This is a genomic window from Rathayibacter sp. VKM Ac-2760, from assembly GCF_009834185.1.
GTDB lineage: Bacteria > Actinomycetota > Actinomycetes > Actinomycetales > Microbacteriaceae > Rathayibacter.
This window is the reverse complement of the sequence record NZ_CP047173.1, coordinates 1,544,570-1,569,247: the sequence shown is the minus strand read 5'-3', so window position 1 is coordinate 1,569,247 and position 24,678 is coordinate 1,544,570. Positions and strand designations below refer to the sequence as shown.

Here is a 24,678-nt window from a genome sequence, read left to right as displayed (position 1 = left end):
GAGGTTACCGACGATTCCTCACCGGAGGACTCGTGAGCTCCGCACCGGCGTCGAATGAACGCCGCACCCGCTCGCGGCGCCGCCGTTCTACCGCGCCAGCACCAGCCGCGCGGCAGCACCGGGCGCGAGGACGAAGGGCGGCGTCTCGGCTCCCGCCGTGCTCACCCAGCTCTCGACTCCCGCCGGGGCGACCGGCACCGCGTCGCCGCCGAGATTGCCGAGGAGGACGACGCGGCGGGCGCCGACGACGGCGCCGAGGGCGGCGAGCCCCGGGGCCTCGACCTCGAGTCGCGGTGCGCCGGCGAGCGCGGCCGCCCACTCGAGCACCGCGCCGGCCGCCGTGGGAGCGCCCCCGGCGTCGACGCCCCGCGGACCCCACTGCTCGAAGTAGCAGAGCGAGTCGACGCTCGGCACGGCGAGCGCGGACAGACTGCCGACCAGCCAGGCCGCGAGCGCCGGCTCCGTCTGACGGGGGTCGGTCGCCCCGGCGAGGTGCTGCGGGCCGTAGCCGGCGCGGTCGATATCGGGATCGCCCGGATCGAACGGCGAGGTCGACACGGCGTTCATCCGCGCTCCGAGCGTGATCGGGCCGATGTGCAGGCGGCGACCGGACGCGAGGGCGCGGGCATCGCGGACGACCGTGCTCTGCACGGCGAGGGACTCGACCAGCTGATGGCCGGAGCGGTCGTGCATGAAGCTCGTGAGGCTGAAGGCGAGCGCGGCGTCGACGGCGGCGAGCGCCTCCGCACCGCGGTTCAGCTCGGTGAAGTGCGAGCAAACGCCGCCGACGAGCTCGGCGCGCCGCTCGGCGGCGGCACGCCGGGCGGCCTCGAGGAGGTCGGGCTCGCTGCGATGGCCGAGCGCCGCGAACACGCCGAGCCGGGCGAGCGGAGCATCGCCGAGCGTCGCGAGCACGAGGTGGACGTCGTCGGGCGTCCGCGCGACGATCCGGAGATCGGCCGGCCGACCCTGCGCGTCGTCGAGCGCGCGGTGGAGGGCGGCCCGCCAGCCGGAGAGGCGCGGGTCGCACTCGATCAGGAGCGGGAGCGCGGGGAGGCGCTCGGGGCGCTCGCCCCCGGGTGCGCTCGAGGCGCCGGTCCGGATCTCCGGGAGCGGTTCGCCCTCCGTTCCCGTGCGGAGCGCGACGAGGCCGGCGGCGGCCGCGCCGGCCTCGGTCGGCACCGGTCCCTCGCACTCCAACCGCACCGTCTGCCGGATCACGTCGCCCGCGGCGACCGCGACGGGGAACGGCAGGTCCAGCGGCGTCGAGTAGGTCTTGAACGAGGCGTCGGTCCAGTTGCGCTGGTCCTCCGTCTCGAAGACGTCGCCGGCGAGGGTGACGCTCGCGCGCACTCCCCCGGTGCTCCACTGCAGGCCTGCGAGGTCGCGAGCGGGCTGGTGCGGGGCGATCGCGACGGGGAAGGCGCCGTTCTCGGGACTCCCGTCGGGGTGGCGCGCCTGGAACGCGGTCCCCGCCAGGTCCGCCGGGTGCAGGACGACGAGACCGACGCGATTGCGGAGGAAGTCCGTCCCCGCGCGAGCCTCGAGCGCCACGGTCAGCGCCGCGTCCTCGAAGCCGACGCGGAGCGTCCAGGTCAGCTGCGCCGCGCCCTGCTGGCTCTCGCCGTCGATGCGCAGGGCGTCGCCGTCGACGACGGCCTCGGCGCGGACGGTCGCGAAGGTGCCCCAGTCCTCGTCCCGGGCCACGAAGCGGACACCGCGGAGGACCACCAGCGAGCCGAAGCGGATGTCGTCCAGGCGCCCGTCGGCCAGGCGCAGCGACCACGGACCGCAGCGCACCCGCCGCTCGTCGCGCTCCTGGGGCAGGAGGAGTCCGGCCGGGATCGTCGCAGCGGCCGGCCGGATCTCAATCGCCGTCACGGTCAGAGCGTGGTCATGCCGCCGTCGACGCGGAAGAGCGCGCCGGTGGCGTAGCTGGACTCGTCGCTCGCGAGGTAGACCATGATCCCCTCGACGTCGGCCGCCGAGCCCGGCCGGCCGAGCGGGATGCGCGAGGTGATCGCCGCCCGGGCGTCCGCGTCGCCCGAGATCGCGGTCACCAGCGGAGTCTCGGTGTAGCCGGGGACGACCGTGTTGACGCGGATGCCCTCGTCGGCGTACGCCTTCGCGACGGTCCGGGCGAGCCCGTGGATGCCGGCCTTCGAGCTGCTGTAGGCGGTGAAGTCCTGGCCCTCGCCGTTGAGCCCGGTCGGGCTGCCGGTGAGGATGATCGACCCGCCGCGACCGCGCAGGGCGCGCACCGCGTGCTTGACGGTGAGGAAGGTGCCGGTGAAATTGATGTCGATCGTGCGCCGCCAGACGTCGAGGTCGAGGTCGGCGACGCGCGCGTCCTGGCCGAAGAGCTGGACGCCCGCGTTCGCGACGATCACGTCGGGGGCGAATCCGTCGTCGCCGAGGCGGGCGAAGGCCTGCTCGACGCTGCTCTCGTCCGAGATGTCCAGCTGCACGGCGACCGCGTCGGGGAAGCGCCCGGCCGCGTCCTGCGCGGCGGCGAGGTCGCGGTCCGTGAAGGCGACGCGAGCGCCCTCGCGCGCGAAGCGCTCCGCGACGGCCCGGCCGATGCCGGAGCCGGCTCCGGTGACGAGGGCGGTCTTGCCAGTGAGGCGTCCGGTCATGCGTGCTCTCCTTCGAGTCGATCCCCTCCGATCATAGGAGGCGAACCGGTTGACCGCCTAGGGCGCTCCTGCGGGTCGCGAGCGGTGAAAGCGACCCCTTGACCCGGTGGGGTCCACCCGCGACGCTCGCTCTACACGTTCTGCACCACCCACTCTCCCGGAGGTCACCATGAAGGTCGGCTCGCTCATTCTCCGTCTCGCCGTCGGCGGACTGTTCGTCGGTCACGGTCTGCAGAAGCTGCGCGGCTCGTTCGACGGCCCGGGTCTCGACGGCACCGAGCAGATGATGTCGAGCCTCGAGCTGCACCCGGCTCGCCGCAACGCCGTGGCCGCCGCGGTCACCGAGACCGCTGGCGGTGCCGCGCTCGCCCTCGGTCTCGCGACGCCGGTCGCCGCGGCCGGGCTCATTGCGACGATGGTGACGGCGGTGCGCAAGGTGCACTGGACCAACGGCCTCTGGAACAGCGGTGGCGGCTGGGAGTACAACGGCCTGCTCGTCGCCGCCGCGACGGCGATCGTCGCCGACGGCCCCGGCGCGCTCTCGTTCGACGGCCTCGTCGGCAAGAGGAAGTGGGGCGCGGGCTGGGCGCTGTTCGCGCTCGTCGCCGGCGCCGCCGCCTCCACCGCCGTGATCGAGGCCGGCCGCCGCGGCACACCCGCCGAGGTGCAGGAGGCCGGCGGCGAGACGCCGACCGCAGCCGACGCCCCCTCCTCCGACAACCCCTCCTCCTCGGGCGACGACGCGTTCTGATCCGCGGGCGGGCGGTAGCGTCGCTGCGTGACCGCCTCGCCCCAGCCCCCCGCCCCGCAGTCCGATCCGGCCGAGGACGCGCTCGTCCTCTGGCAGCGCGCCGTCGACCGGCTCGACGCGCTCGACGACCCGGACGGGGTCGTCGAGCGGATGCGCGTCCTCGTCGCCCGCTACCCGGGTGCCGACGGCGTCGCGCACTTCGAGCTCGGCGGTGCACTCGACAGCGCAGGACACGAGGCGGAGGCGGCGGTGGAGTACGAGCTCGCCCTCGCGACCGGCCTCGACGAGGAGCGCCGGGCCCGCCTGGGCATCCAGTACGCCTCGACGCTGCGGAATCTCGGCCGGATCGACGAGGCGATCGCGCTGCTCTCCTCGGCCGCCCCGCACCCGTCGATCGGAGCGGCGCGCGAGGTGTTCCTCGCGCTGGCCCTGCACAGCGCGGGCCGGGCCGACGAGGCGCTGCGCACCACCCTCGAGGCGCTCGTCCCGACGCTGCCCCGCTACCGCCGCTCGGTCGCCGCCTACGCCGCCGCCCTCACCGAGCCGTCGCGCGACGCCTGACCCGGCGGGCGGGATCGGTCGACGCGTCGGACCGCCGGGCCGCTCCCCCGCCGCCTCTCCCCGGTCGGTCGCGGAGATCACGGGCGGGCCGCCGCGCGATCCAGCGACCTGGCTGCGGCGCTCAGCACCCAGTCCGGCACCGTCCGAAGCTCGAACGTGCAGCGGTGCAGCCGCGCCATCGAGAAGTCGGGATCGATCCGGAGCGCCTCCTCGAGCCACCGAGCGGCGACGGAGGAGACGCCGAGTGCCCACCAGCACCAGGCCAGGACGGTCAGCACGGGCGCCCGGGCGTCGACGGGTGCCAGGGCCGCCGCTCGCGCGAGCCGGCCGGTCGCGCCCTCGATCCGCTCGGTGTCGGGTGCGGGGCCGGTCCCGAGCATCAGAGCGATGATCGCGCGGTCGTGCGCATCGCGCTCCCCCGCGCCGCGCTCCCTCACATCGTGGTCGCGCTCGAGGACCTCGACCGCCGTCCGCCCGGTGCGGTCGCACTCAGCCTCGAGCAGCGCCTGCCGCCGGCGCTCCTCGATCGCCGCCTCGCAGCCGAGGGCGATCTGCAGGGTCACCTGATCCCGCAACGGCGGAGACTGCAGGGCGCGGAGGAGCTCGCCCTCCTGCCGCGGAGACGGCGGCCCGTGCAGCCAGCGCTCGACGAGGTCGACCACGCCGGGCTCGCCCGCGGCCGGGCCGCGCAGGATCGGGGCGACGACGGCGCGATCGGCGTCGGAGACCGCCGGCAGCGCGCCGAGCGCCGCGAGGTCGAGCGGCTCGGGGGCCGCGGCGCGCGCAAGGAGGCCCGTCTCGCTCCCCGTGATCTCGATCAGCGGTCGCTGCGAGCGCGTCTCCGAGGGCGACGTGTAGCGCCCCCAGCCGTCGGCGGCGACGCACGCGACGCCGACGATCCCGAGCCCCGTGCGCTCCAGCCGCCGGAGGACCGCGCGCCCGAGGTCGAGCAGCGGGACGCCGCGCTCCGACTCGTACGTCCGCTCCGTGTAGACCACCACGAGCACCGCGCTCGCCCGGGGTACGGCGGCGATCAGGCGCACGCACCCGCGCGCCAGCTCCTCGACCTCCGCCCGGCGGAGGCGCTCGGGCAGCGGGACGCGGAAGCCACCGCCCGCCCGCGTTCCGAGGAACGGCACGACGACGAGCGCGTCCCCCGGACGGAAGCCGATCATCGAGGGGACCGCGGCGAGCAGGTCGGCGAAGCCGCTCACGCGGAAGAGCTCCGGCTCTCGGGACGGCCGGCGGACGGCGACGGCCTCGTCAGTGCTGCGGTCATCAGCGGTGCTGCGGTCATCAGTGGTGCTGCGGTCAGTGGTGCTGCGGTCAGTGGTGCTGGGATCTGTTGCGGTCATGCCAGCCACCGTGGCCGTCGGCGACGTCGCCCGGCGCGGCGATCTCCGGATCCGTGGACGGACACCTCCCCGACCGCACTGTGGAGGAGCGCGCGGACCGTCCGGCTACCCCGGGACCGCGGACCGCATCCTCCCCAGCGCCGCCGTCACCGCCGCCAGGGTCGCCGGCTCCCCCTCGATCCGGTACTCCACCGCGGCCGGGATCCACACCAGCGCCGAGAGCAGGCCCGCCACGGTCTCCGCCTCGACCGGCCACCGCGTCCACCGCCCGTCGAGCGCCTCCGCCCCGGTCGACCAGCGCCCGAACACCCGATGCACCTCGTCGAGCGGCATCCCCAGGAGCACCGTCAGCTCGAACCGCGCCGACCGCCGGGCCGAGGCCACGAAGGCCGCCGCGTCCCCCTCCGGCAGCGTCCTCGGCTCGAAGTGCACCCGTGTCTCGAGCAGGCGGCTCACCCGGTCGAGACGGAACGTCCGCCAGTCGTCGCGCTGCCGATCCCAGCAGACCAGCACCCAGGTGCGCTGCGTCGAGACCACCGCGTGCGGCTCCACCACGCGGTCGCTCTCCGCGCCGTCGGCGGCGACGTAGTGGAAGCGGAGGCGCTCGTGATCGCGGCAGGCGAGCGCGACCCGGCCGAGGATCTCCGGCGGGATCGACGTGACGTGCGGCCGCGCCGAGCGGAGCACGCCGCCCACCGCGTTGACCCGCTCGCGCAGGGCGCCGGGCAGCACCTGCTCGAACTTCGCCAGGGCGCTCAGCGTCGTCCGCTCACCGTCGGCGAGTCCCTCGTCGGCGGCGAGCCGCAGCCCCACCGCGACCGCGACCGCCTCGTCATCGCTGAGCAGCAGCGGCGGCACGCGGCTCCCGGGCTCCAGGCGGTACCCGCCGAGCGCGCCGCGCGTCGCCGCGACCGAGTAGCCCAGCTCGCGCAGCCGCTCGATATCGCGCCGCAGCGTCCGCTCCGTCACCCCGAGCCGAGTGGCGAGCGCAGGGCCGGACCACTGCCGATGCGTCTGCAGCAGGTCGAGCAGGGCGAGCGCTCGGGAGGTGGTCTCGGCCATGGGCCCATCCTCCTCCGGAATCAGGACGCAGACTGACCTGATGCGGCTCTAGCGTCGTCCCCGAGAGCCCGACCGGGCGCCCTGAAGACCCGACCAAGGAGAGACACCATGGACATGAAGCTCGAGCTCGTCGCCGTCCCCGTCACCGACGTCGACCGCGCCAAGGAGTTCTACGTCGACCGGATCGGCTTCGTCGCCGACCACGACCACGTCGTGCACGAGGGCCTGCGCTTCGTCCAGCTGACCCCGCCCGGCTCGGCGTGCTCCATCGTCCTCGGCATCGGCATCACCGAGATGGCGCCCGGGTCGCAGAAGGGCCTCCAGATGGTCGTCGCGGACGCGGCGAAGGCCCGCGAGGAGCTGCTCGCCCGCGGTGCGGAGGTGTCGGAGGTCGACTCGCAGCCGTGGGGCGAGTTCGTCTACTTCGCCGATCCCGACGGCAATACGTGGGCTCTCCAGGAGATCGTCATCCCGGACCTGTCGTAGCCGGGCCGCTCAGGCGCGCAGCACCTTCGCCATCGGCTTGCCCTTGGCCAGCTCGTCGACGAGCTTGTCCAGCCAGCGGATCTTCTGCATCAGCGGATCCTCGACGCTCTCGACCCGCACGCCGCAGACCACTCCCGTGATCAGCGCAGTGCTCGGGTTCATCGGCGCCGCTGCGAAGAAGTCCTCGAAGGTCGTGCCGGCGTCGAGGTGCTGACGGAGCTCGGCGTCGGTGAAGCCGGTCAGCCAGAGGATCACCTCGTCGACCTCCGCCCGCGCGCGCCCCTTCCGCTCGGCCTTCGCCACGTAGGCCGGGTACACGGCGGCGACGCTCGTCGAGAAGATCCGGTGCATGCGTCGAAGAGTAGCCCCGAAGCGCCAGGTGCGGCGGAGTCGAACGGCGCACCACCCGCGCGCTCGAGTCGCCTGCATCGCGGCCGCCCATCTCCTCGCACGACCGAACGGCGCCGGTGACCGCAGGACCCGCCAGACCGTCCGCTCCCCGCCACCGATTCGCCGCGCCGTTCGCCGATGCCGGACCCTGGCAGCGATCCCGAACCGCTCCTCCGGCTCACGTCCATTGCGGCCTCCGGATCACCACCCACCGACGAGAGGCCGCGCAATGACGTTCGAGGAGCATCCCGGAGATCAGGACGGATCCGAGTCCGCTCCGACAGCGGACGTCGCCCGACGAGCCGCTCTCGCCGCCGCCTGGTCGTCGCCCGTCGTCGCCGCCTGCGCGGCGGCGCCCGGAGCCGCCGCGTCCGTCGCTCCTCCTCCCGCCCTCCCCGCCCTGTTCCTGGGCGTCCGTGCCACCGACGACGGGCTCGGCACCAGCAATCTCGGCGCCGTACGCCGATTCACCCTCTCCGTCTTCGTGAACGGCGACGGCGTCGCCGGAACACCGGTCGTCCTCCCGGAGGAGGCCCGGGTGGACTTCACCACGGATCACGACTTCGTCGTCCTGTCGAGGCAGGTCGTCCGCGACAGCGACCGCGCCGGGCACATCATCGTCCCGGCGGGCTCCTACCCTGGTTCGCTTCCGTACCTCGTCGGCGGTACGGCGAAGGTAGCGGCGCTGACGGGGGGCTCTCCCCACCTGCTCTTCTACAACGGTTTCCCGCAGCACTCCCTGGTGACGGTGACCGTCGTCCGGGGTCCCGTGTACAGCGGTCCGACGCTTCCCGGGATGATCGGCACTCACGCGCCGAAGGCCGAGCTCACGACGGACTGACCTCCGCCGGTCGGCACTCTCCTCGCGGGCGTCCGCCACGCTGCATCGGCGCGAGGGCTGCCGCACCGACCCGCCGCGCCGCTAGTCTCCCGGAGTGCCGTCGCATCGCGACCCGCAGCACCCCGCACCACCTCACCCAGAGAGAACCACCGTGAGCCTCCTCCGCACCAAATCCGTCGAGCAGTCGATCGCGGACACCGACGAGCCCGAGACCCGCCTCAAGAAGTCGCTGAGCGCCCTCGACCTCACCGTCTTCGGCGTCGGAGTGGTGATCGGCGCCGGCATCTTCACGCTCACCGGCCGCGCCGCGCACGACATCGCCGGCCCCGCCATCGTGCTCAGCTTCGTCGTCGCCGCCTTCGCCTGCGCCCTCGCGGCCATGTGCTACGCCGAGTTCGCCTCCACGGTGCCCGTCTCCGGCTCCGCCTACACGTTCTCCTACGCCTCGCTCGGCGAGCTCTTCGCCTGGATCATCGGCTGGGACCTCATCCTCGAGCTCTTCCTCGGAGCGAGCGTGGTCGCGCAGGGCTGGAGCGCCTATCTCGGCTCCTTCCTCGGGCAGCTCGGCATCGTCCTGCCGGAGGCGATCTCCTACGGCGGCGTGGTCGACGTCCCCGCGATCCTGCTGGTGCTCGTGCTCGGCGCCCTGATGACCTTCGGCATCAAGGAGTCGCTGCGCGTCAACCTGGTGCTGGTCGCCGTGAAGCTCTTCATCGTGCTGTTCGTCATCATCGCCGGGCTGCAGTTCATCAACGCGAGCAACTACTCGCCGTTCATCCCGCCCGCAGAGGCGTCGCAGGCGGCGTCGGGCCTCGCCCAGCCGCTGCTGCAGTTCCTCTCCGGCATCGAGCCGGCGACCTTCGGAGTCGGCGGCATCATCGCCGGCGCCTCGCTCGTCTTCTTCGCCTACATCGGCTTCGACGTCGTCGCGACCACCGCCGAGGAGACCCGCAACCCGCAGCGGGACATGCCCATCGGCATCATCGCCTCGCTGATCATCTGCACCGTCCTCTACTGCGCCGTCGCCCTCGTCGTCACCGGCATGGTCCCCTACCGCGAGCTCGACCCCTCGGCGGCGCTCGCGAACGCCTTCGCGTACCACGGCCAGACCTGGATGGCGACGGTCATCTCCGCCGGCGCCGTCGCCGGCCTCACCACCGTCGTGCTGACCCTGCTCATCGGAGCGACCCGGATCATCTTCGCGATGTCGCGCGACGGCCTCCTCCCCCAGCGCCTCGCGAAGGTGCACCCCCGCCTGCGCACCCCGTGGGTCACCTCGGTCGTCGTCACGATCATCGTCGCCCTGCTGGCCGGCCTGACCCCGATCGGCGTCCTCGAGGAGATGGTCAACATCGGCACCCTCTCCGCCTTCGTCCTCGTCTCCGTCGGCGTCATCGTCCTCCGGCGCAAGCGCCCCGAGCTCAAGCGCGGCTTCCGCGTCCCACTCAACCCCTGGCTCCCCGGGCTCTCGGCGCTCATCTGCACCTACCTGATGCTCAACCTCTCCATCGAGACCTGGCTGCGCTTCCTGATCTGGCTCGCCATCGGCTTCGCGATCTACTTCGCCTACTCCCGCTCCCACGCGAAGCTCGGACAGCTCGCGAAGTAGACCATGGCGCGAGGCCGGCAGTCGGTCAGATCGTGTGCAGCGCGTCAGTTCGAGGATTCCTCTTGTCTCGTGGTGCGCACGAACCTACGCTCCTCGATGACATCGAGGAGGTGGAGCGTGAAACGCACAGCGGAGTTCCGCAGGGTGATGACCATCGCCGGACAGGTGGCCCGTCAGCAGAGTGAGCCTGTGTCGGCGCTGCACGTCGCATTCGCCTACGCCGCGTGCCTCGCGCCGGGTGACAGCACCGCCCACCTGATCCAGGCATTCGGCGATGAGCGCGGCTGGGGTGCGAGCACCACCGCACGACCCGTCTTTCGACGGCTCCTCCGTCATCGACGACCGGTGCAGTACGACCCCGCAATCCGCCGGGCAGTCGAGAGGGCCGCCGCTGGCGGCTCTCCCGATATCCGGACGATGCTCGCAGCCCTCCTGAACGAGGGCGGCCTCGATCCGTTGCGGGAGGCGGTCGAGCGAGCCGGCGGCGATCTCTCCCGCTGGCTGACGACCGATGCTTGACAGCGACACTCCTCGCCGACTCCTCGACGTCCGAAGCCTCGGGAAGCGCATCGGCTCGGTCGATGTTCTCGACGACGTCTCCTTCACGATCGACGCAGGCGAGGTGGTCGGACTGGTCGGGCCCAACGGCGCCGGGAAGACGACCCTGATGCGCACCCTCGCCGGACTGTACGAGCCCTCGCGCGGCAGTGCGCTCGTCCTCGGTCACGCGATCGGCACGACGGAGGCTCGACGAGCCCTCAGCCTCATGCCGGAGGAACCGGACCTGTACCCGGGTCTGAGCGTTGTGGAGCACGTCCGGCTGGTCGAGCGGCTGAGCGGCTCACCCCGGAACGAGTCGCTCGGAACGTCGCTCCTCGAGCGCTACGGACTGAGCGACAAGCACGACCTCCTCCCCCATCAGCTCTCGCAGGGGATGCGCCGCAAGCTCGCTCTCGTTCTCGCTCTGCTGAAGGGCGCCGGGCTCCTCCTGCTGGACGAGCCGTTCAACGGCCTCGATCCCGTCTCAGTGCGCGAGCTCCGCAACGAGGTCCGGCGGCTCGCCGAGGAGGGCTGCGGCGTGCTGCTCTCGATGCACGGGCTGACCGAGCTGGAGCGGATCGCCGATCGAGCGGTGATCCTGCACGCCGGGAGGATCGCGCACATCGCGCGCCTCGGGCGCGACGACCTCACCGGGCAGCCACCTCTTGAGGACGTCTATCTGCGCATCGTGGGAGCTCTTCACGATGACGACGCCTGAAAGAAGGCGGCGCCTTCTCGTCGCAGGAGCGCTCGCTCTCTCCCGGGCCTACCTGCGTCTCCGCATCCGCAGTACCACGGCCCTCGTGACGAGTCCCCTCGCGCTCGTCGTCCTCGTGACCGCTGTGTCGAGCGGCGTCTGGTTTCTGACCCAGGGCGGAGTCGGCGGGGGCCCGTCGGGTGCCCCCACCGTGCGGATCGGCGGGTTCGTCCTCGGTCTCTCTCTGATCCTGGTGGCACTGACGGCACAGCGGGGGTCGCCGCTGCGGCTTCAGCCCGCGGACGTGTCCTGGGTGCTGCAGAGCCCGAGTGGTCCGCGCATCGTCCTGATGGTGCACGCGAGCGGGACCGCCGCGATCGCGTTCGTCAGCACGTCGGCGGCGTCGGCGACGGCGCTGGTCCTCCGAGGAGGACCAGTCGCGTGGGGTGTGCTCTCGGGGTGCGCGATGGCGGCCGTCCTCCTCCTGGTTCGGGCGACGTCGTTGACCAGCCATCTCCTCGGAAGGACCATCCGGCCGAGCCGGCGAAGGTACGCGCTGGCCTGTGTCCTCACCGCAGGCGTGGTCTGGATCTCCCTCTGGGCGCAGTCGCTGATCGTGGGCGAGGACTCCATCGGGTCGGCCTCGATGAGCATCGCCGGTCTCCTCTTCGAGGTGATCCTGGTGCCCGAGGCGAGCGGGGTCGAGCACGCCTCCGCCGCCATCGGCGTTCTCCTGCTGTCGAGCATCGCCGTCGGCCTGCTCGTCAGGCGAGCCGGAATCTTCATCGAACCCGCGGTCGAGGAGAGCATCCTCGCGAACCAGCTCACCCGGATCCTCTCCGGCGAGTCGAACCGGACTCTTGCCGGCCGGGGCTACGCCGTCGGCCGTTCCTCATGGGTGCGATGGCCGGACTCCGCGGTCGGCGCTGTCCTGGCGAGTCACCTGGCGCAGGCTCGGCGCCGGCGCTGGCAGGAGCCCCGCACTGCGCTCGCCCTCCTCGCCGTGGCGGTGCTCTCCAGCCTGGTACGGGACGACGTGCCGATGCCGTTGAGTGGACTTCTCCTCGTGCTGATCCTCGCGCTGCCGGGTCCGTCCCAGGCGACCGCGCAAGACCTCGACCACCAGCACCTTCCGCTCGCGGACGTCTCGATCGCCCGAGCTGGATTCGCCGGTGTCGGCCTTCACGCCCTCATCTCGCTGACCGTGTCGCTGCCCGCCGTCGTTCTCTGGGCCTCGGTGTACCTGCACGGGGTGGGCTGGGGTCTGCTCGCAATCCTTCCTCTCGCGCTCTGCTGCATGAACGCTGGGCTCACTGGAGTCGGATCACGTGCCTTCTCGGATCTGCTTCTCGGACGGGTGGTCGTGGCGGTCGCGCTGAGTCTGCTGCCGGTGGCCGGCGCCGCCTCCAACCTTGCGCGCTACGACCAGGGGCACGACGCACTCCGTGTCCTGGTGACCCTCTTCGGCGTACTGCTGATCTCCTGCCTGCTCTCCTCCGGTCTCGCCTGGGCCGTCCTCGAGTCCGCGAGGCCCGCCCGATCATCGCGCGCACCCGCGGTCTAGGGCTCCGTCATGCCCTGCGCCATGGCCGACCTCGTGCTCGATCTCGCCCCGAGCATCGAGGTCGTCCTGCTGCAGGGCGCCGACGCCGACCACGGCTGGCGGCGCCTGCTCCGGCTGCACCCGGGCATCGAGCGCGAGCGCGGCCTGGCCGTCGTGCGCACGTTCCACCCGTCGCCGCAGGCCCTCTTCACGAAGGACACCGCCGAGCGCGCGGCGCGAGTGGCGCGCCGCGAAGCAGCCTTCGCGGAGGTCGCGGCGCTCCTGCGCTGAGCGGCCCGGTCACGCGTGCGAGGCGTCCGGAGAAACGACGAAGCCCTGACGAGAATCTGTCCTCGAAAGGACGTCTCATCAGGGCTTTCTGTCGGGCTGACAGGATTTGAACCTGCGACCCCTTGACCCCCAGTCAAGTGCGCTACCAAGCTGCGCCACAGCCCGTGGCAGTCCGGACCGAGGCCCGGGCAACTCGACTACCTTAGCGGATCGCGGCGCCCAGAGTGAAAACGACCGGCGCCGCGCGCCCGTAGAATCGCTGAGGCGGTGCGCGCCGGGCGGACCGGTGCACGCGCCCTACAGGAGGCAGCAGCAGTGGACGCGCGGCAGAAGCGATCGCAGGTGGCCCTGCACCGAGCCATCATCGATCTGGCGACTGCCAGGGACGTCTCCAGCCTCACGGTCTCCGAGATCACCGACCGCGCCGGCGTCAACCGCTCCACGTTCTACGCGCACGCGACCTCGGCGGCGGAGCTGCTCTGCGCGGCTCTGGGCGACGAGCTCGACGCGATCCGCGACGACTACCTCGGCACGCTCCGCAGCGGCGCAGCGACCGACGCCACCATCCGCCACGGCACCGCGCGCATCCTCGGACACCTCGAGGGACGGCGCGAGCTCTACCTGCGCGCCTTCGACGCGGCCGGCGGCGACTCCGGCGTGCGCGCGATGCTCGCCGGCCACTTCCGCGCGGCGGTCCTCGCGACCCTGGAGACGGGCTCGCTCGACCTGCCCGACGGCGACGGCCTCGGCGCGTTCCTCCCCGACGCCACCGCGTCCTTCCTCGCGTCCGGCTCGGCCGGGCTGATGGAGGAGTGGCTGCGCCTCCCCGCGCCGCGCACCCCCGAGACCTACCTCGCGGCCTACCGGCGGCTGCTGCCGTCCTGGTGGCCGTTCGCGACGCAGGACTGACGCCCGACGGCGTCGATCCGTCGCGGAGAGTCGCCTCGGCGTGCGGAGGACGACCGTTGGCGACCGATGGATCGGCCGGCCGCCGCGCGAACACGGCGGATCTCGATACGCCCGCTGCGCGGGCTACTCGATCAGCAGGGAGCGGAACCTCGGCTTCCCGCCGGTCGAGCAGCCGCACTCCCGCCGGTAGAGCAGCCGCACTCCCGCCGGTAGAGCAGCCGCGCTCCTGCCGGTCGAGTGGCCGCGCTCTTGCTGGTCGAGTAGCCGCGCAGCGGCGTATCGAGACCCCGTCCCCGACGAGCCCCACGGCAGACCTCCGGCACGCGGAATCACCTCCGGCACGCCGGATCACGCGAGTTCAGCGAGCCCGAGCGTGAACCACGAGCCCGATCAGAAGCCGCACCGCCTCGGGCACGCGAAGTCACCTCCGGCACGTCGAATCCGACGATTCCGGCGAGCCGGAGCCCGAACCACGAGCCGAGCGCCCGACAGGCCCCACCTCCGGCACGCAGAAACACGTCCGGCTCGCGGGATCCGAGGATTCCCGCGAGCCGGACGCAGAACGACGAGCCGGAGCCGCCGCAGAAGCAGCCGTCAGCGCGCCCGCTTCTCCCGCACGCGCATGTTGACGTTCACCGGCGAGCCCTGGAAGCCGTAGATCTCGCGCAGGCGGCGCGCGATGTAGCGACGGTAGCCCGGGTCGAGGAAGCCGGTGGTGAAGAGCACGAATGTCGGCGGGCGCGAGGACGCCTGGGTGCCGAACAGCACGCGGGGCTGCTTGCCGCCGCGCAGCGGGTGCGGGTGCGCCGCGGTGAGCTCGGCGAGGAAGGCGTTGAACTTGCCGGTCGGGATGCGGGTGTCCCACGACTCGAGAGCGAGCTCGAGCGCGGGCACGAGCTTCTCGAGGTGGCGGCCCGTCTTCGCCGAGATGTTGACGCGCGGCGCCCAGGCGACGTGCGCCAGGTCCTTCTCGATCTCGCGCTCGAGGTAGCGGCGGCGCTCGTCGTCGAGGAGGTCCCACTTGTTGAACGCGAGCACGAGGGCGCGGCCCGATTCGAGCACCAGGTCGATGATCCGCACGTCCTGCTCCGAGATCGGCTCGGAGACGTCGATCACGACGACCGCGACCTCCGCCTTCTCGAGCGCGGTCGAGGTGCGCAGCGACGCGTAGAAGTCCGCGCCCTGCTGCAGGTGCACGCGGCGGCGGATGCCGGCGGTGTCGACGAAGCGCCAGATCTTGCCGGCGATCTCGACCTGCTCGTCCACCGGGTCGCGGGTGGTGCCGGCCAGCTCGTTGACGACGACCCGCTCCTCCCCAGCGGCCTTGTTGAGCAGGCTCGACTTGCCCACGTTCGGGCGGCCGAGGATCGCGACGCGGCGCGGGCCGCCGACCTCGCGCTTGGCGACGAGCGACTCGAGCGGCAGGGTCTTCAGGACCGTCTCGAGCAGGTCGGCGACGCCGCGGCCGTGCACGGCCGAGACGGGGTACGGCTCGCCGAGGCCGAGCGACCACAGTGACGCGGCGTTCGGCTCCTGGCGCGCGTCGTCGACCTTGTTGGCGGCGAGGAAGACCGGCTTCTTGGTCTTGCGCAGCAGCTTCACGACGTGCTCGTCGGTCGCGGTCGCGCCGACGTTCGCGTCGACGACGAAGATGACGGCGTCCGCGAGGTCGATCGCGATCTCGGCCTGCATCGCGACGGAGGCGTCGATGCCGCGGGCGTCGGGCTCCCAGCCGCCGGTGTCGACGATGGTGAATTGCCGGTCGAGCCAGTCGGCCTTGTACGAGACGCGGTCGCGGGTGACGCCCGGGGTGTCCTCGACGACGGCCTCGCGGCGGCCGATGATGCGGTTGACCAGCGCGGACTTGCCCACGTTCGGCCGGCCGACGATCGCCACGACCGGAAGCGCGGGGAGGTAGCGCACCTCGTCGGGGTCGTCGCTCGCGTACTCGAGGAGGTCGCGGTCCTCCTCGTCGAGGTCGTAGTCCTCGAGTCCGCTGCGCAGCGCCTGGGCGCGCGAGGAGGCGAGCTGCTCGTCGAGGTCGCCGAGGCGCTCGACGAGGTCGTCGTCTCCGAAGTTCAGCTCGTCGTCACCGACGTGCGTGTCCTGTGCCATGCTCGGCCCTTGCTCTCGAAGTTCGGACCTCGGCGATGACCGCATCGACGGTCTGCTCGAAGTCGAGGTGAGTGGAGTCGAGAAGAGTGACTCCGTCTGCGGCGTTCATGAAGTCCACCACCTGGGAGTCGGCGCGGTCCCTGGACCGCAGTGCCTGACCCGTCGCCTCAGCGGATTGCGTGGTGACCTCGCGCGAACGCCTGGCCATCCTAGCCTCTTCGCTCGCCGTGAGGAGGATCCGCACCCCGGCACTCGGCGCCACCGCCGTCGTGATGTCGCGGCCCTCGACGATGATGCCCGCCTTGCGCGTCTCGCCGATGATGCGGCGGAACAGCAGCGTGATCCGCCGGCGCACCTCCGGGACCTTCGCCACGGCAGAGACCTGCGCGGTCACGCGCGGCTCGCGGATCGCCGCGGTCACCTCCGTGCGCCCGACCCAGACCGAGTAGGTCTCCGGGTCGGTGCCGATGGAGTAGTCGAAGCCGTCGAGCGCGTCGACGATCGCGTTCTCGTCGGCGAAGTCGAGCCCGGTGTCGAGGCCGTGCCACGCGAGAGCGCGGTAGGCGGCCCCGGTGTCGAGGAACTCGAAGTCGAGCCGGCGGGCGGCCTCGCGCGAGACGCTCGACTTGCCGCTGCCGGCCGGGCCGTCGATCGCGACGACGACCGCGGCACCGAAGTCGGCCGCCTCGTCCCGCCGGGAGCCGTCGGCGCGCGTCGGCGCCGCTCCCCCGTCCTCCGGGATGCTCTGCTGCGCGCGACGGGCGGGCGTCATGCGGTTCAAGCCGCCCTCCTGCCTGTTCTGCTCGGTGCTCATCCGGCGATCCTCCAGCCGCGTGCGGTCAGTTCTTCGGTCAGCGGGCCGACGGCCTCCGGCACCACCGAGATCTCGGCGAGGCCCACGCGGCGCCCCTCCGCGTGCTCGAGGCGCACGTCCTCCAGGTTGACCCCGGCCTCGCCGATCTCGACGAAGAGGCGGGCGAGGGTGCCCGGGGTGTCGTCGACGAGGACGATCAGGGTGGAGAAGCGCTGGTCCTGGCCGTGCTTGCCGGGCAGGCGGGCGACGCCGGCGTTGCCCGCGGCGAGGTGCTCGGCGAGCAGACGGCGCGCGCCCGGCGCGTCGAGGTCGCGCAGCGCGTCGGCGACGGCGGCGACGTCGTCGCGGAAGGCGTCGAGCACGGCGACGACGTGCTCCCGGTTCGCGCCGAGGATCTGCACCCACAGCTCCGGTGCGGAGGCGGCGAGCCGGGACACGTCGCGCACCCCCTGCCCGGCGAGGCGCAGGGCGTCGTTCGGCGCGTCGACCAGGCGCTGCCCGAGCAGGGACGAGATCACCTGCGGCGCGTGCGAGACGAGACCGACCGAGCGGTCGTGCTCCTCCGGGCCCATCTCGATGATCGAGCCGCCGAGGTCGAGCGCGAGCGCCTCGACCCGGGCGAGCGCGTCCGCGGGCGTCTCGCCGTCGCGGCAGATCACCCAGGGGCGGCCGACGAAGAGGTCGCCGCGTGCCGCGACCGGTCCGCCGCGCTCGCGGCCGGCCATCGGGTGCGAGCCGATGTAGCGGCTGAGGTCGAGCCCGCGGGCACGCAGCTCGCGCAGCGGCTGCATCTTGACGCTCGCCACGTCGGTGACGACCGCCTCCGGGAACGCGGCCAGCTCGCGCTCGACGACGCCGGCGACGACGTCCGGCGGCACGCAGACCACGATCAGCGCGGGGCGGTCCTCGGCGGAGGCGGCGCGACCCGCCCCGTAGTCGATGGCGAGCGAGAGGCTGGCCGGCGAGGCGTCGTCGAGGACGACGTCGACCCCGCGCGAGGCGAGACCGAGGCCGATGGAAGCACCCAGCAGACCCGAGCCGACCACCCGCACCGTCCCCGTCGTCCGCATCGCGGGCGGGGCGGGGTGCAGGAGCTCGTTCACCCCGACAGCCTACCGATCAGGCCGACGGCGCTTGTCCTGGCCGCTGCGGCGAACGGAGGAGTCCGGGCGGTCGGCCCCTGTGGAGGGGCGTCGCCGGTCCTGCGGCGCCGTCGCGCGCTCGTCGGCGCGAAGGGCGTCGGAGGGACGCTCGCGGGGCGCGCGCTCGTCCGAGCGCCGCTCCCCCCGGTCGTCGGAGCGGCGCTCCGGCCGCTCCTCGGACCGCCGCACAGGCCGGTCGTCCGACCGACGCTCCGGCCGGTCGTCCGACCGACGCACGGGCCGCTCCTCCGACCGCCGCACCGAGCGCTCCTCGCTCCGCCGCTCCCCGCGCCCCTCGACCGCCCGGTCGCCGCCCGTCTCCGGTCGCGGCCGCCGAGCCCCCGCGCTCGCCTTGCGCGTCGGCTCGGGCTTCTCCACCGGCGCCTCACCGCCCTGGCGCGAGATGGTCAGCAGCGCGCCCAGCTCCTCGCGGGTCAGATCGCGCAGGTCGCCCGAGCGCAGCGAGCCGAGGTGCAAAGGTCCGAACTGCCGGCGCACCAGCTCGAGCACGGGGTGCCCCACGGCCGCCATCATCCGCCGGACGACGCGGTTGCGCCCCGAGTGCAGCGTGATCTCGACGAGGGACGCGTTCGAGCGCCCCTCCGGCCGGCCGAGCAGCCGCGCCTTGTCGGCCGCGACCGTGCCGTCCTCCAGCTCGACGCCGGCGGTCAGCGCCGCGATCGTCTGCGGCAGCACCTGCCCGTGCACCTTCGCGATGTACGTCTTGGTCACCCCGAACGACGGGTGCGCGAGGACGTGCGCCAGCTCGCCGTCGTTCGTCAGCACCAGCAGCCCCGAGGTCTCGGAGTCGAGGCGGCCGACGTTGAACAGCCGCTCCTCGAAGTTCTGCGTGTAGGTCCGCAGATCGGGACGGCCGTTCTCGTCCGACAGCGAGCTGACCACGCCGACCGGCTTGTTCAGCATCACGTAGCGGCGCGAGGTGTCCAGCTGCACGGCCACGCCGTCGACCTCGATCCGGTCGTTCGCGGGATCGATGCGGCGGCCGAGCTCGCCGGCGACCTCGCCGTTCACGCGGATGCGGCGCGCGACGATCATCTCCTCAACCACACGGCGGGAGGCGACCCCCGCGGCCGCGAGGACCTTCTGCAGTCGTTCGCCCTCGGGCTTGTCAGGCGCGCTCATCGAATCCGTTCCGTCCGTCGCTCAGTAGGGGGGAGATCTTCGGCAGTTCGTCGAGCGAGGCGAGGCCGAGATGGACGAGCAGCTGCTCGGTGGTGCCGTAGAGGACCGCGCCGGTCTCGGGGTCGCTGCCGACCTCCGCGATCAGTCCGCGGCCGAGGAGGGTGCGGGCGACGGAGTCGACGTTGACCGCGCGGATCTGCGCGACCTGTCCGCGCGAGATCGGCTGCTTGTAGGCGATGACGGCGAGCGTCTCGAGTGCGGCCTGCGACAGCTTGGTCGGGTTCTGGGTCAGCACGAAGTCCGAGACGACGGAGTCGTACTCGCGGCGCACGTAGACCCGCCAGCCGCCGCCCACCTCGCGCAGCTCGAAGCCGCGCCGGATGCCGCCGTTCGCGCCGTCGAAGTCGGCGGCGAGCCGCTCGACCGACTGCCGGATCACCGGGATCGGCCGCGAGAGGGCGGTGGCGAGCGCGGCGAGCGACTGCGGCTCGTCGGCGATCATCAGGATCGCCTCGACGGCGCGGTCGATCTCGAAGGCGACCGTGCCTGCTCCGGCGACGCCGTCCGCGCTCTCAGCGGTCATAGTCGGCCCCCAGGTGCGCGAGGTTCGCGTCGCTCCAGTCCTCCGCCACCCACTGCAGCGTCAGCTCGCCGAGCGGCTCCGGCTGCTCGAAGGCGATCGCGGCGTGCCGGTAGAGCTCGAGCACGGCGATGAAGCGGGCGACGATCACGCCCTTCTCGTCGGCGTCGGCGACCAGCTCGCCGAACGTCGCGGTCGTGCGCTCGCGGAGCATCGCCACGAGGTACGCGGCCTGCTCGCGGATGCTGATCAGCGGCGCGTGCAGGTGCTCGAGCCCGACCGTCGGGATCTCCCGCGGTGCGAGCGCGACGGCGGCGAGCGCCGCGAAGTCCTCGGGCGAGAGCGTCCAGACCAGCTCCGGCTTCTTCGCGCGGAACTCCTCCTCGAGCGGCACCTGCCGCACGTGCCGGCCGGTCTCGGCGTCGATCCGCTCGGCGAACCAGGCCGAGACCTGCTTGAAGGCGCGGTACTGCAGCAGCCGGGCGAAGAGCAGATCGCGCGCCTCGAGCATCGCCGCGTCCTCCGCGTCGACCAGCTCGCCCTGCGGCAGCAGCCCGGCGATCTTCAGGTCGAGCAGCGTCGCCGCCACGACCAGGAACTCCGAGGCGCGGTCCAGGCCCTCGGCCGTGTCGATGCCGTGCAGATAGGAGAGGAACTCGTCCGTGACCGCGCTCAGCGCGATCTCGGTGATGTCCACCTGCTGCTTGGCGATGAGGCTCAGCAGCAGGTCGAACGGCCCCTCGAAGTTCGAGAGGGCGAGGGTGAAGCCGCGCGGTGCCGGGGCGGGATCGACGTCCGCCGAGCGCGGCAGGACCGCCTCAGGCGACCGCGCCACGCGAGATCAGCTCCCGGGCGAGCTTGCGGTACGCCTTCGCCGCGTTGTGCTCCGGCGCGAACGTCGTGATCGGCACCCCCGACACGCTCGCGTCGGGGAACTTCACCGTGCGTCCGATCACCGTCTCGAGCACGCTGTCGCCGAAGGCGTCGACCACGCGGTCGAGCACCTCGCGCGAGTGCAGCGTGCGCGAGTCGTACATGGTCGGCAGGATGCCGTCGAGCTCGATCACCGGGTTCAGCCGGTCGCGGACCTTGTCGATCGTCTCGATCAGCAGGGCGACGCCGCGCAGGGCGAAGAACTCGCACTCGAGCGGGATGAGCACGCCGTGGCTCGCGGTCAGCGCGTTCACGGTGAGCAGTCCGAGCGAGGGCTGGCAGTCGATCAGGATCACGTCGTAGTCGGCGCTGACCTTGCGCAGCACCCGGGCGAGGATCGTCTCGCGGGCGACCTCGTTGACGAGGTGCACCTCCGCGGCCGACAGGTCGATGTTCGCGGGGATGATGTCCAGGCCGGGGACGCGGGTGGGGCGGATCGCCTCGCTCGGGTCCTTGACGGTGCCGAGCAGCAGGTCGTAGATCGTGATCGCGTCGTAGGTGGCGACACCGAGGCCCGCGGACAGCGCGCCCTGCGGGTCGAAGTCGATGGCCAGCACGCGGCGGCCGTACTCGGCGAGCGTCGCACCCAGGTTGATGGTCGTCGTCGTCTTGCCGACGCCGCCCTTCTGGTTGCAGAGCGAGATGATGCGCGCGGGCCCGTGGCCGGTCAGCTCGACGGGCAGCGGGAAGTCGCGCAGGGGGCGGCCGGTCGGGCCGAGCGCCGGGGCTTCGAGACCGGTGAGCTCGGCCTTGTCGTCCGTCTTGCGTGTCACCTGCGTCGCCTCGCTTCCCGTGTCGGCGTGCGCTCCCGCGCGGCCTCCGTCGAGTGTACCGGCGGCTCCGCCCCTCCCCGCGGCGCCCCGCCCACGCCCTGCTGGTCGAGTATCCGCGCAGCGGCGTATCGAGACCCGAGCACGCCGACCGCCCAGCGGCCCCTCCATGCTGGTCGAGTATCCGCGCAACGGCCTATCGAGACCCGCCCCTCAGCGCCGCGCCCGCGGATGCGCCGTCGTGTACACGTCGCGCAGCGAGTCCGCCGTCACCAGCGTGTAGATCTGCGTCGTCGCCACCGAGGCGTGCCCGAGCAGCTCCTGCACCACCCGCACGTCCGCCCCGCCCGCGAGCAGGTGCGTCGCGAAGGAGTGCCGGAACGTGTGCGGTGAGATCTCCCGGTCGAGCCCCGCCTTCTCCGCGACCGCGCGGATCAGCAGCCACGCGCTCTGCCGCGACAGCCGGTTCCCGCGCACCCCGAGGAAGAGCGCCGGCGTCGCCCGCCCGCGCCGCGACAGCTCGGGCCGCGCCCGCACCAGGTAGTCCTCGACCGCCTCGCGCGCGAGACTGCCCAGCGGCACCATCCGCTGCTTCGAGCCCTTGCCCGTCAGTCGCACCACCTCCGAGTCCACGACGTCGTCGACGGAGAGGTCCACCGCCTCCGAGATCCGCGCCCCGGTGGCGTAGAGCAGCTCGAGCAGCGCCCGATCGCGCAGATCGGCGAGCTCTTCGCCCCGCGCCGCGTCGAGCAGCGCACCCATCTGCTCCACCGTGATCGCCTTCGGCAGCGTCATCGGCAGCTTCGGCGGCACCACGTCGTGCGCGACATCGTCGGCGACGTGCCCCTCCTCGAGCGCGAAGCGGTGCAGCCCGCGCACGCTGGAGAGGATCCGCGCCCGCGAGCTCGCGGCGAGCGGTCGCTCGGCGCGCGCGGCCAGCCAGGACGCGAACGCGCCCACGTCCGAGCGCCGCAGCGCGGCGAGATCCGCGACCCCGCGCTCCTCCAGCCAGCCGAGGTACAGCCCGAGATCGCGGCGGTAGGCCGCGATGGTGTGCGCGGAGAGTCCGCGCTCGACGCTCGCCTGCCGGAGGAAGGCGTCGGCGATCGCGGCCGGGGTCACCCCCGGCGGGCCCGCGGGTGCCGCGTCCACGGCGAGCTCGCGTCGCCGAGCCCGGCCCAGCCGCGCGCGCGGAAGGCGTGCGCCGCGAGCGCCGCGAGGCAGAGCGACGGGTTCTGCACCCGGCGCGCGAGCACCGCGTCGACGACCTCGTCGAGCGCGACCCAGCGCAGCTCCATGTCGGCCTCCTCCGCCTCGCGGGCGAAGACGGCGTCGGTGGCGGAGAGATCGCGCGCCAGATAGATGCGGATCACCTCGTCGCTGCCGCCCGGCGAGGTCGCGAACTCGGAGAGCAGGTCCCACTGGGCGGCCTGCACGTCGATCTCCTCGCCCAGCTCGCGCTGCGCGGCCAAGAGCGCGTCCTCCCCCTCGATGTCGAGGAGGCCGGCCGGGATCTCCCACTCGCGGGTGCGCACCGGGTGGCGGTACTGCTTGATCAGCGCGACCCGGTCCTCGTCGTCCAGCGCGAGCACCGCGACGGCGCCCGTGTGGTCGAGGAACTCGCGGCGCAGCTCGCCGTCGCCGTAGCGGAAGGTCTCGGCGCGGACGCCCCAGACCATGCCGTCGAAGACGCGCTCGCTGGTGAGGATCTCCGGCTCGACGAGCTCGTCGGCGAGCGGCTCCCGCGCGTCAGTCATCCGAGCCGGCCTCGGACGCGGGGAACAGGCGCGAGGCCTCCTGGCGCTCGAGCGCCGCGGTGACGAGACCCCGGAAGAGCGGGTGCGCGTTGTTGGGCCGCGAGCGCAGCTCCGGGTGCGCCTGCGTGCCGACGTAGTAGGGGTGCTTGTCGCGCGGCAGCTCGACGTACTCGACGAGGCTGCCGTCCGGCGAGGTGCCGGAGAACCAGAGCCCGGCCTCGGCGATGCGGTCGCGGTAGCCGTTGTTCACCTCGTAGCGGTGGCGGTGCCGCTCCGACGCCCGCGGGGCGCCGTAGACCTCGGCGACGATCGAGCCCTCGGCGAGGTCCGCCGGGTAGAGACCGAGGCGCATCGTGCCGCCCATGTCGCCGGAGGCGAGGATCTCGACCTGCTCGGCCATCGTCGCGATGACCGGGAACTCGGTCTCCGGATCGAACTCCGACGAGGACGCCCCCTCGAGACCGGCCTCGTTCCGGGCGTACTCGATCACCATGCACTGCAGTCCGAGGCACAGGCCGAGCGTGGGGATGCCGTTCTCACGGGCGAAGCGCAGCGCGCCGAGCTTGCCCTCGATGCCGCGGATGCCGAAGCCGCCGGGCACGCAGATGCCGTCGAGGTCCGAGAGCGCCTTCGCGGCGGCCTCCGGGTCCTCGAGTCCGTCGGACGCGATCCAGCGGAGCACGACCTTGGTCTGCTGCGCGAAGCCGCCGGCCCGGAGCGCCTCCGTCACCGAGAGGTAGGCGTCGGGCAGGTCGATGTACTTGCCGACCAGGCCGATCGTGACCTCGTGCTTGGGCTCGTGCACGGCCTCGAGCAGCTGCGACCAGCCGTCCCAGACCACCTCGCCGGCCGAGAGGTCGAGCTGATCGATGATGTAGGAGTCGAGCCCCTGCTCGTTGAGCATCGAGGGGATCTCGTAGATCGAGGCGACGTCCTTCGCATTGACCACGGCCTGCTCGTCGACGTCGCACATCAGCGCGATCTTGCGCTTGTTCGACTCCGACACCGGGCGGTCGCTGCGCAGCACGAGCGCGTCCGGCTGGATGCCGATCGAGCGCAGCGCGGCGACGGAGTGCTGCGTCGGCTTGGTCTTCTGCTCGCCGGAGGCGCCCATGAACGGCACGAGCGACACGTGCACGAAGAAGACGTTGCGGCGGCCGAGCTCGTGGCGCACCTGCCGGGCCGACTCGATGAAGGGCTGCGACTCGATGTCGCCGACCGTGCCGCCGATCTCGGTGATGATCACGTCGGGCTGCGGGTCGTCCTCGGCCTGCAGCCGCATGCGGCGCTTGATCTCGTCCGTGATGTGCGGGATGACCTGCACCGTGTCGCCGAGGTACTCGCCGGCCCGCTCGCGGGCGATGACGCGGGAGTAGATCTGGCCGGTGGTGACGTTCGCGGCCTGGTTCAGGTTGATGTCGAGGAAGCGCTCGTAGTGCCCGATGTCGAGGTCGGTCTCGGCGCCGTCGTCGGTGACGAAGACCTCGCCGTGCTGGAACGGGTTCATCGTTCCCGGATCCACGTTGAGGTACGGATCGAGCTTCTGCATCACGACGCGCAGTCCGCGCGCGGTGAGCAGGTTGCCGAGGCTGGCGGCCGTGAGGCCCTTGCCGAGCGAGGAGACGACGCCACCCGTGACGAAGATGTGCTTCGTGACCTTCGCGGGGGCGGTGTCGCGCCCGGCCGCAGAAGTGTCGGAAGGAGAAGAGGAAGGGCCCGAGTTCGAATTGTCCACCACGGGGTTCCACCGTAA

The 24,678-nt window shown here is 72.5% G+C and carries 24 protein-coding genes, 1 tRNA gene and 1 pseudogene; 10 read left to right on the top strand and 16 right to left on the bottom strand.

Annotated elements, in window-relative coordinates; translation table 11 throughout:
* Window positions 1-87: 87 nt before the first annotated feature.
* Entirely contained in the window at window positions 88-1,881 is a 1,794-nt protein-coding gene (locus GSU72_RS07060; RefSeq protein WP_159984389.1) for a hypothetical protein, read from the bottom strand.
* Between the two features lie 2 nt (window positions 1,882-1,883).
* The gene (locus GSU72_RS07055) at window positions 1,884-2,636 is read right to left on the bottom strand and encodes an SDR family NAD(P)-dependent oxidoreductase (RefSeq protein ID WP_159984388.1); all 753 of its coding nucleotides are present in this window, start codon (window positions 2,634-2,636) and stop codon (window positions 1,884-1,886) included.
* Between the two features lie 169 nt (window positions 2,637-2,805).
* Here GSU72_RS07055 and GSU72_RS07050 point away from each other — a divergent pair, with 169 nt between their 5' ends.
* Together GSU72_RS07050 and GSU72_RS07045 are read left to right on the top strand one after the other, a co-directional pair.
* The gene (locus GSU72_RS07050) at window positions 2,806-3,387 is read left to right on the top strand and encodes a DoxX family protein (protein WP_159984387.1); all 582 of its coding nucleotides are present in this window, start codon (window positions 2,806-2,808) and stop codon (window positions 3,385-3,387) included.
* 27 nt (window positions 3,388-3,414) lie between these two features.
* Window positions 3,415-3,948 (top strand): tetratricopeptide repeat protein, encoded by a 534-nt coding sequence (locus tag GSU72_RS07045; RefSeq protein WP_244256026.1) that lies wholly within the window; start codon window positions 3,415-3,417, stop codon window positions 3,946-3,948.
* A 77-nt stretch (window positions 3,949-4,025) separates the two neighbouring features.
* Here GSU72_RS07045 and GSU72_RS07040 read toward each other — a convergent pair whose 3' ends face one another.
* Together GSU72_RS07040 and GSU72_RS07035 are read right to left on the bottom strand one after the other, a co-directional pair.
* Window positions 4,026-5,303, bottom strand: coding sequence for a DUF4192 family protein (locus tag GSU72_RS07040; RefSeq protein ID WP_159984386.1), 1,278 nt, complete (start codon window positions 5,301-5,303; stop codon window positions 4,026-4,028).
* Window positions 5,304-5,408: 105 nt separating this feature from the next.
* Window positions 5,409-6,365 carry a YafY family protein gene (locus tag GSU72_RS07035; RefSeq protein WP_159984385.1) on the bottom strand — a complete coding sequence of 319 codons (957 nt, stop codon included), beginning with the start codon at window positions 6,363-6,365 and terminating at the stop codon, window positions 5,409-5,411.
* 108 nt (window positions 6,366-6,473) lie between these two features.
* Between GSU72_RS07035 and GSU72_RS07030 the strand changes: the two genes are divergently transcribed.
* Window positions 6,474-6,851, top strand: coding sequence for a glyoxalase superfamily protein (locus GSU72_RS07030; RefSeq protein ID WP_159984384.1), 378 nt, complete (start codon window positions 6,474-6,476; stop codon window positions 6,849-6,851).
* A 9-nt stretch (window positions 6,852-6,860) separates the two neighbouring features.
* On the opposite strand, the gene GSU72_RS07025 is transcribed toward GSU72_RS07030, so the two are convergent.
* Complete coding sequence (locus tag GSU72_RS07025; RefSeq protein ID WP_159984383.1) at window positions 6,861-7,202, bottom strand: DUF2200 domain-containing protein; 342 nt, start codon at window positions 7,200-7,202, stop codon at window positions 6,861-6,863.
* A gap of 268 nt (window positions 7,203-7,470) precedes the next feature.
* Between GSU72_RS07025 and GSU72_RS07020 the strand changes: the two genes are divergently transcribed.
* The 6 genes from GSU72_RS07020 (at window position 7,471) to GSU72_RS06995 (ending at window position 12,762) form a co-directional block, all read left to right on the top strand.
* A complete protein-coding gene (locus GSU72_RS07020) occupies window positions 7,471-8,082 on the top strand; it encodes a hypothetical protein (protein ID WP_159984382.1) in 612 nt (203 codons plus the stop codon).
* Between the two features lie 151 nt (window positions 8,083-8,233).
* Window positions 8,234-9,691, top strand: a complete 1,458-nt coding sequence (locus GSU72_RS07015) for an amino acid permease (protein ID WP_123735977.1) — start codon at window positions 8,234-8,236, stop codon at window positions 9,689-9,691.
* 117 nt (window positions 9,692-9,808) lie between these two features.
* A complete protein-coding gene (locus tag GSU72_RS07010; protein ID WP_159984381.1) occupies window positions 9,809-10,210 on the top strand; it encodes a hypothetical protein in 402 nt (133 codons plus the stop codon).
* Window positions 10,203-10,949 carry an ATP-binding cassette domain-containing protein gene (locus GSU72_RS07005; RefSeq protein ID WP_159984380.1) on the top strand — a complete coding sequence of 249 codons (747 nt, stop codon included), beginning with the start codon at window positions 10,203-10,205 and terminating at the stop codon, window positions 10,947-10,949. The genes GSU72_RS07010 and GSU72_RS07005 overlap by 8 nt, the downstream gene beginning before the upstream one ends.
* An 85-nt stretch (window positions 10,950-11,034) precedes the next feature.
* Window positions 11,035-12,492: a hypothetical protein gene (locus GSU72_RS07000; protein ID WP_159984379.1), complete on the top strand. Its 1,458-nt coding sequence runs from the start codon at window positions 11,035-11,037 to the stop codon at window positions 12,490-12,492.
* A gap of 9 nt (window positions 12,493-12,501) precedes the next feature.
* Entirely contained in the window at window positions 12,502-12,762 is a 261-nt protein-coding gene (locus tag GSU72_RS06995) for a hypothetical protein (RefSeq protein WP_159984378.1), read from the top strand.
* A 91-nt stretch (window positions 12,763-12,853) separates the two neighbouring features.
* Here the strand turns inward: GSU72_RS06995 and GSU72_RS06990 are convergent.
* Window positions 12,854-12,927: transfer RNA gene (locus GSU72_RS06990), tRNA-Pro, on the bottom strand.
* Between the two features lie 177 nt (window positions 12,928-13,104).
* On the opposite strand from GSU72_RS06990, the gene GSU72_RS06985 reads away from it, so the two are divergent.
* Window positions 13,105-13,671: a TetR/AcrR family transcriptional regulator gene (locus tag GSU72_RS06985; protein WP_159984377.1), complete on the top strand. Its 567-nt coding sequence runs from the start codon at window positions 13,105-13,107 to the stop codon at window positions 13,669-13,671.
* Window positions 13,672-14,265: 594 nt separating this feature from the next.
* Here GSU72_RS06985 and der read toward each other — a convergent pair.
* The 10 genes and pseudogenes from der to GSU72_RS06935 all read right to left on the bottom strand — a co-directional run bounded on the left by der (window position 14,266) and on the right by GSU72_RS06935 (window position 24,570).
* Entirely contained in the window at window positions 14,266-15,786 is a 1,521-nt protein-coding gene (gene der, locus GSU72_RS06980) for a ribosome biogenesis GTPase Der (RefSeq protein WP_159984376.1), read from the bottom strand.
* On the bottom strand, window positions 15,761-16,600 hold the full coding sequence (gene cmk / locus GSU72_RS06975) for a (d)CMP kinase (protein WP_244256025.1): 840 nt from the start codon (window positions 16,598-16,600) through the stop codon (window positions 15,761-15,763). Before cmk ends, der begins: the two co-directional genes overlap by 26 nt.
* Complete coding sequence (locus GSU72_RS06970; protein WP_159986705.1) at window positions 16,597-17,670, bottom strand: prephenate dehydrogenase; 1,074 nt, start codon at window positions 17,668-17,670, stop codon at window positions 16,597-16,599. Before GSU72_RS06970 ends, cmk begins: the two co-directional genes overlap by 4 nt.
* A gap of 465 nt (window positions 17,671-18,135) precedes the next feature.
* Window positions 18,136-18,885 (bottom strand): annotated as a pseudogene (locus GSU72_RS21530) (pseudouridine synthase); the annotation flags it as partial.
* Complete coding sequence (gene scpB, locus GSU72_RS06960; protein ID WP_159984374.1) at window positions 18,872-19,468, bottom strand: SMC-Scp complex subunit ScpB; 597 nt, start codon at window positions 19,466-19,468, stop codon at window positions 18,872-18,874. The gene scpB and the pseudogene GSU72_RS21530, both read right to left, overlap by 14 nt.
* Window positions 19,458-20,276 carry a ScpA family protein gene (locus GSU72_RS06955; protein WP_244256098.1) on the bottom strand — a complete coding sequence of 273 codons (819 nt, stop codon included), beginning with the start codon at window positions 20,274-20,276 and terminating at the stop codon, window positions 19,458-19,460. The genes scpB and GSU72_RS06955 overlap by 11 nt, the downstream gene beginning before the upstream one ends.
* A 7-nt stretch (window positions 20,277-20,283) precedes the next feature.
* The gene (locus GSU72_RS06950) at window positions 20,284-21,171 is read right to left on the bottom strand and encodes a ParA family protein (RefSeq protein WP_159984372.1); all 888 of its coding nucleotides are present in this window, start codon (window positions 21,169-21,171) and stop codon (window positions 20,284-20,286) included.
* A gap of 210 nt (window positions 21,172-21,381) precedes the next feature.
* A complete protein-coding gene (gene xerD / locus GSU72_RS06945) occupies window positions 21,382-22,320 on the bottom strand; it encodes a site-specific tyrosine recombinase XerD (RefSeq protein ID WP_244256024.1) in 939 nt (312 codons plus the stop codon).
* Window positions 22,287-22,925 carry an NUDIX hydrolase gene (locus GSU72_RS06940; RefSeq protein WP_159984371.1) on the bottom strand — a complete coding sequence of 213 codons (639 nt, stop codon included), beginning with the start codon at window positions 22,923-22,925 and terminating at the stop codon, window positions 22,287-22,289. The genes xerD and GSU72_RS06940 overlap by 34 nt, the downstream gene beginning before the upstream one ends.
* Window positions 22,918-24,570, bottom strand: coding sequence for a CTP synthase (locus tag GSU72_RS06935; RefSeq protein ID WP_244256097.1), 1,653 nt, complete (start codon window positions 24,568-24,570; stop codon window positions 22,918-22,920). Before GSU72_RS06935 ends, GSU72_RS06940 begins: the two co-directional genes overlap by 8 nt.
* Window positions 24,571-24,678: the final 108 nt, after the last annotated feature.

Coding starts and splice junctions, on each gene's coding strand:
- GSU72_RS07030 (WP_159984384.1), top strand. CDS start 6,474: ATGGACATGAAGCTCGAGCTCGTCGCCGTCCCCGTCACCGACGTCGAC.
- GSU72_RS06970 (WP_159986705.1), bottom strand. CDS start 17,670: ATGCGGACGACGGGGACGGTGCGGGTGGTCGGCTCGGGTCTGCTGGGT.
- GSU72_RS06940 (WP_159984371.1), bottom strand. CDS start 22,925: ATGACTGACGCGCGGGAGCCGCTCGCCGACGAGCTCGTCGAGCCGGAG.
- GSU72_RS07040 (WP_159984386.1), bottom strand. CDS start 5,303: ATGACCGCAACAGATCCCAGCACCACTGACCGCAGCACCACTGACCGC.
- GSU72_RS06995 (WP_159984378.1), top strand. CDS start 12,502: ATGCCCTGCGCCATGGCCGACCTCGTGCTCGATCTCGCCCCGAGCATC.
- cmk (WP_244256025.1), bottom strand. CDS start 16,600: ATGAGCACCGAGCAGAACAGGCAGGAGGGCGGCTTGAACCGCATGACG.
- GSU72_RS07050 (WP_159984387.1), top strand. CDS start 2,806: ATGAAGGTCGGCTCGCTCATTCTCCGTCTCGCCGTCGGCGGACTGTTC.
- GSU72_RS07035 (WP_159984385.1), bottom strand. CDS start 6,365: ATGGCCGAGACCACCTCCCGAGCGCTCGCCCTGCTCGACCTGCTGCAG.
- der (WP_159984376.1), bottom strand. CDS start 15,786: ATGGCACAGGACACGCACGTCGGTGACGACGAGCTGAACTTCGGAGAC.
- GSU72_RS07005 (WP_159984380.1), top strand. CDS start 10,203: ATGCTTGACAGCGACACTCCTCGCCGACTCCTCGACGTCCGAAGCCTC.
- GSU72_RS07020 (WP_159984382.1), top strand. CDS start 7,471: ATGACGTTCGAGGAGCATCCCGGAGATCAGGACGGATCCGAGTCCGCT.
- GSU72_RS07055 (WP_159984388.1), bottom strand. CDS start 2,636: ATGACCGGACGCCTCACTGGCAAGACCGCCCTCGTCACCGGAGCCGGC.
- GSU72_RS07025 (WP_159984383.1), bottom strand. CDS start 7,202: ATGCACCGGATCTTCTCGACGAGCGTCGCCGCCGTGTACCCGGCCTAC.
- scpB (WP_159984374.1), bottom strand. CDS start 19,468: ATGACCGCTGAGAGCGCGGACGGCGTCGCCGGAGCAGGCACGGTCGCC.